This is a genomic window from Nocardia sp. NPDC004722 (genome assembly GCF_053601505.1).
The window spans coordinates 1-4,812 of the sequence record NZ_JBSGBY010000619.1; the positions used below are offsets into that span (position 1 = coordinate 1).

The window sequence follows — 4,812 nt, forward strand, 5'->3', positions numbered from 1 at the left end:
GGTCGCGGCGCCGAAGCGGACCGCGAGGGCGTCGCGGTACATGCCCGCGACATCGATCAGGGCCCGGTCCAGGGCGTCGCGCCCGGTCCGGGTCGCCCTCGACTTCTGGCGTTTCTCCAGGTCTTTCAACGCACCGGCGGAACCGCGGGTGGCCGAGGCCGCGCCCTTGCCGGTGCCGCCCGCGCCCAGCGCGGTGGCCAGCTCGTCGCGTTCCTTCTCGTCCCGCTCGGCACTGACCTGCTTGGCCTCGTCATCGGCCGACTTCACCAGTTCGTCGGCCGCCTGGTACGCCGCCGCGGGTCGGGCGGTGGCCATGACCAGCGACAGCGCCTTCTTACGCCGGGACCGGGCCTGCTCGTCGGTGGCCAGCCACCGCGCGCGGCCCACATGCCCGCCGCTCACCGATGCCGCCCACCCGGCCGTCCGCTCGTCGAGCCCGTGCCGCTCCCGCAGCACCTGCGCGATCGAGGCCACCGACGGCGTCGCCAAATGCACGTGGCGGCAACGCGATCGCAGCGTCACCGAGATGTCCTCCGGATCGACCGAGGGCGCGCAGAGCAGGAACACCGTCCGCGCCGGCGGCTCCTCCACCACCTTGAGCAGCACGTTTCCGGCGGCCTCGGTCAAACGGTCGGCATCCTCGACGACGACCACCTGCCAGCGCCCGGTACTGGGGCGGCGCGAGGCCACCTGGACGATCTCGCGCATCTCCTTGGTGCCGATGCTCAACCCCTCCGGCACCACCCGCCGCACGTCACCGTGTGTCCCGACCATGGTGGTCGTGCACGCGTGGCATCGCCCGCAGCCGGGCGTGCCCTCATCGGTGCACTGCAACGCCGCCGCGAAGCACAGCGCCGCCACCGACCGGCCCGATCCGGGCGGCCCGGTGAACAACCACGAATGCGTCATCGCCGACGACGATCCCGCCCCGTCCCGCGCCGCCACCGCCGCAGCCGTCAGCGCGGACTCGACCGCATCCTGGCCGACCAGCCGATCGAAGACACCCGCCACGTCGACCACCTTAGCCGCCACCCCCGACAGGCCCGGCCGACGGTCAGCCGCCGCGCTGGTTCACTTGGCCCGCTGATACGTGGTGTTGGCCCCGTCCAAGGCTTCCCGAATGATGTCGGCGTGCCCGGAGTGCTGCGCGATCTCCCGCAGGATGTGCAGCAGGATGTAGCGCACGGTGAGGCATTCGCGCTCCGGCGCCCACGGCGCGGTCGGCGTCGGCACCGAATCCTCGAGGTTCGGTAGCTCCCGGATCAGCTTGGCGGTGTGCTCGGCGACCACCTCCCACTCGGCCAGCAGCCCCGCCACCGTCTGGTCCGCGTCCAGCCGGTACTCGGAATCCATTCGGGAGACATCGAATTCGGAGTTGGGATCACGTTCGACGAGGATCGTGGTCCAGTGCTTCTCGACATTCACCACATGGCTGAGCAGACCGCCGAGGGTGAGTTCACTGACCGTGGTGCGTTCACGCGCCTGCGCGTCGTCGATATTGCGGACCGTGATCCGGAACATCTCACGCTGGCTGTCGAGGATCTTGATCAGTTCTTCACGCTCATGGTCGACGGTCATCCGAATGTCCTTCCGCTGGTGCGCGTTACGGATCACACGCTACGGCAGGGCACCGACAGAAAGGCCGGTGAAAAGCGAAAACGCTCCCGCCGGAGCGGGAGCGTTCTCATCAAGTCCGATCAGGACTGCGCGGCGGCGGCCTTCTTCGCCGGAGCTTTCTTGGCCGCCGCGGCCTTCTTGGTGGTCACACCGTCGGCCGTCTTGGCCGCCGCCTTCTTCGCGGCAGCCTTCTTGACGACGGTCTTGGCCACCGCGGTCTTCTTGGCGGCGGTCTTCTTCGCCGGCGCCTTCTTGGCCGTCTTCTTCGCGGCCTTCTTCACCGGCCCGCGCGCCCGCCGATCGGCCAGCAGCTCCGAAGCCCGGGCGTCGGTGATCGATTCGACCTCGTCACCCTTGCGCAGGCTGGCATTGGTCTCGCCGTCGGTGACATACGGGCCGAACCGCCCGTCCTTGATCACCATCGGCTTCTCCGACACCGGGTCCACGCCCAACTCACGCAGCGGCGGCGCGCTCGCCGACTGTCCGCCGCGCCGCTTGGGCTCGGCGTAGATCTTGAGCGCCTCCTCCAGCGTCACCGAGAAGATCTGGTCCTCGCTGGTGAGCGAGCGCGAGTCGGTGCCCTTCTTGAGGTACGGCCCGTAGCGCCCGTTCTGCGCGGTGATCTCGTCGCCCGAGGTCGGGTCCGCACCCACCACGCGCGGCAGCGACAGCAGCTTCAGCGCGTCGTCGAGCGTCACCGTCTCCACGCTCATGGACTTGAACAGCGACCCGGTGCGCGGCTTCGGCTTGTCGGCCGCCTTCTTGGTCGTCTTCTTCGCGCCGGTGTCGATGTCCTCGGCCGGTTCCGGCAGGATCTCGGTGACGTACGGCCCGAAACGCCCTTCCTTGGCGACGATTTCGTGCCCGGACACCGGATCGACGCCCAGCGAACGCCCTTCCTGCGGCGTCGCGAACAGCTTCTCGGCGACCTCCGGCGTCAGCTCGTCCGGCGGCAGATCATCGGGCAGATTGGCCCGCTGCGAGATCGGATCCCCGTCCGGGTCATCGGGATTGACGACCATCCGCTCGAGGTACGGCCCGAACTTGCCGACGCGCACCACGACATCGCGGCCCTCGTCATCGGCGAACAGCTTGATGGAGTTGACTTCTCGCGCGTCGATGCCGTCGAGTCGTTCGCCCACCATCTTTTTCAGGCCGCCCGACCGAGCCACCGAACCCTCGGCGCCGTGATCGCCACCGAAATAGAAGGAGGACAACCAGTTTCCGCGCTGCTCGCGTCCACCGGCGATGGCATCCAGGTCGTCTTCCATGGCCGCGGTGAAGTCGAAGTCCACCAGCCGCCCGAAGTGCGCCTCCAGCAGGCCGATCACGGCGAACGCCACCCACGACGGCACCAGGGCGCTACCGCGTTTGTACACATACCCGCGGTCGAGAATCGTCTTGATGATCGAGGAATAGGTGGAAGGACGGCCGATGCCGAGATCTTCCAGCGCCTTGATCAGCGAGGCTTCGGTGAAACGCGCGGGCGGATTGGTGGTGTGCCCGTCGGGCGAGAGCTCGATGGCGGTCACGCCCTGGCCCTCGGTCAGCGCCGGCAGCCGCGATTCGGCGTCGTCGGACTGGCCGCCCGCCTCCTCGTCGACACTCTCCACGTACGCCTTGAGGAAGCCCGCGAACGTGATCGTCCGGCCGGAGGCCGAAAACACACACTCCTCACCGGAATTCGCGTGACCAGTGATCCGCACGGTCATCGTGGTGCCGCGCGCGTCCTGCATCTGCGAGGCCACCGTGCGCTGCCAGATCAGTTCGTACAAACGGAATTCGTCGGTATCGACCTTGTTGTGCAGCTGTCCCGGCGTGGCGAAGACGTCGCCCGCGGGACGAATCGCCTCGTGCGCTTCCTGCGCGTTCTTGACCTTGCGGGTGTACTGCCGCGGCGTCGGACTCACATATTCCGCGCCGTACAACTGCGTGGCCTGCGACCGCGCCGCCTGAATCGCGGACTCCGACAGGGTCGTCGAGTCGGTACGCATATAAGTGATGTAGCCGTTTTCGTACAGCCGCTGCGCCACCCGCATGGTGCGCTCGGAGGTGAAACGCAACTTGCGCGCCGCCTCTTGCTGCAACGTCGAAGTCATGAAGGGCGCGTACGGCTTTCGCGTGTACGGCTTGGACTCCACCGAGGTGACGGTGAAATCGACCCCGTGCAGCCCTTCGGCCAGCCGCTGCGCGTACCCGGCATCCAGCACGACGACGCCCTGCGACTTCAGCTGCCCGTCGGATCCGAAATCACGACCGGTCGCCACGCGCGCACCCTCGACCGTGACCAGCCGGGCGCCGAAGACCCGCGGGTTCCCGCCGCTCTCGTCCCCGCCCGCATCCAGCTTGGCCGCGATATCCCAGTACTCCGCCGACCGGAACGCCATGCGCTCCCGCTCGCGCTGCACGATGACGCGCGTCGCCACCGACTGCACGCGGCCCGCCGACAAGCGCGGCATGACCTTCTTCCACAGCACCGGCGACACTTCGTAGCCGTAGAGCCGGTCCAGGATGCGCCGCGTCTCCTGCGCGTCGACCAGATCCTGATCCAGCTCACGGGTGTCGCGGGCGGCGGCCTGAATGGCCGGCTCGGTGATCTCGTGGAACACCATGCGCCGCACCGGCACCTTGGGCTTGAGCGTCTCGAGCAGATGCCAGGCGATCGCCTCGCCCTCGCGGTCGGGGTCGGTGGCGAGGTAAAGCTCGTCGGCGTCGGCCAGCAGGCTCTTCAGCTCACTGACCTTCCCCTTCTTATCGGGGCTGACCACATAGATGGGCTCGAAATCATGATCGACGTCGACGCCGAGCCGAGCCCACTGCTGTCCTTTGTATTTGGCGGGCACATCCGCCGCGCCCCGCGGCAGGTCCCGAATATGGCCGACCGACGCCTCCACGACGTAACCGCGGCCCAGATACGGCGCGATCTTCTTGGCCTTCGTCGGCGACTCCACAATCACGAGACGACGCAGGGAACGGCCCTGGTCGGGCGCTGCCTGGGGGTTCGGCGCTGCACCGCGGTCTCGTGTTGCCACCGGCGAACACACCTTTCGTCTCGATCCGCGTCGGCTCTGGTGTACGCACCTTACGCGGCTGGGGCAAAACGGCTGCGATGTCCGATATCGCTGCCAGCAACGTTTATACCGTGTTCAAAGGCCGCGGCTGGTGCGCGGCGACGATGTAGCCCCTGATCGTGAT

The 4,812-nt window shown here is 67.8% G+C and carries 3 protein-coding genes; all 3 read right to left on the reverse strand.

Annotated elements, in window-relative coordinates; translation table 11 throughout:
- A partial coding sequence (locus ACWELQ_RS38180; protein ID WP_452401884.1) for a DNA polymerase III subunit delta' occupies nt 1-1,011 on the reverse strand: 1,011 nt, incomplete at its 3' end.
- Nucleotides 1,012-1,071: 60 nt separating this feature from the next.
- Nucleotides 1,072-1,578 (reverse strand): DinB family protein, encoded by a 507-nt coding sequence (locus ACWELQ_RS38185; protein WP_452401885.1) that lies wholly within the window; start codon nt 1,576-1,578, stop codon nt 1,072-1,074.
- Between the two features lie 119 nt (nt 1,579-1,697).
- Nucleotides 1,698-4,574 carry a type I DNA topoisomerase gene (gene topA / locus ACWELQ_RS38190; protein WP_452401886.1) on the reverse strand — a complete coding sequence of 959 codons (2,877 nt, stop codon included), beginning with the start codon at nt 4,572-4,574 and terminating at the stop codon, nt 1,698-1,700.
- Between the last annotated feature and the right edge of the window lie 238 nt (nt 4,575-4,812).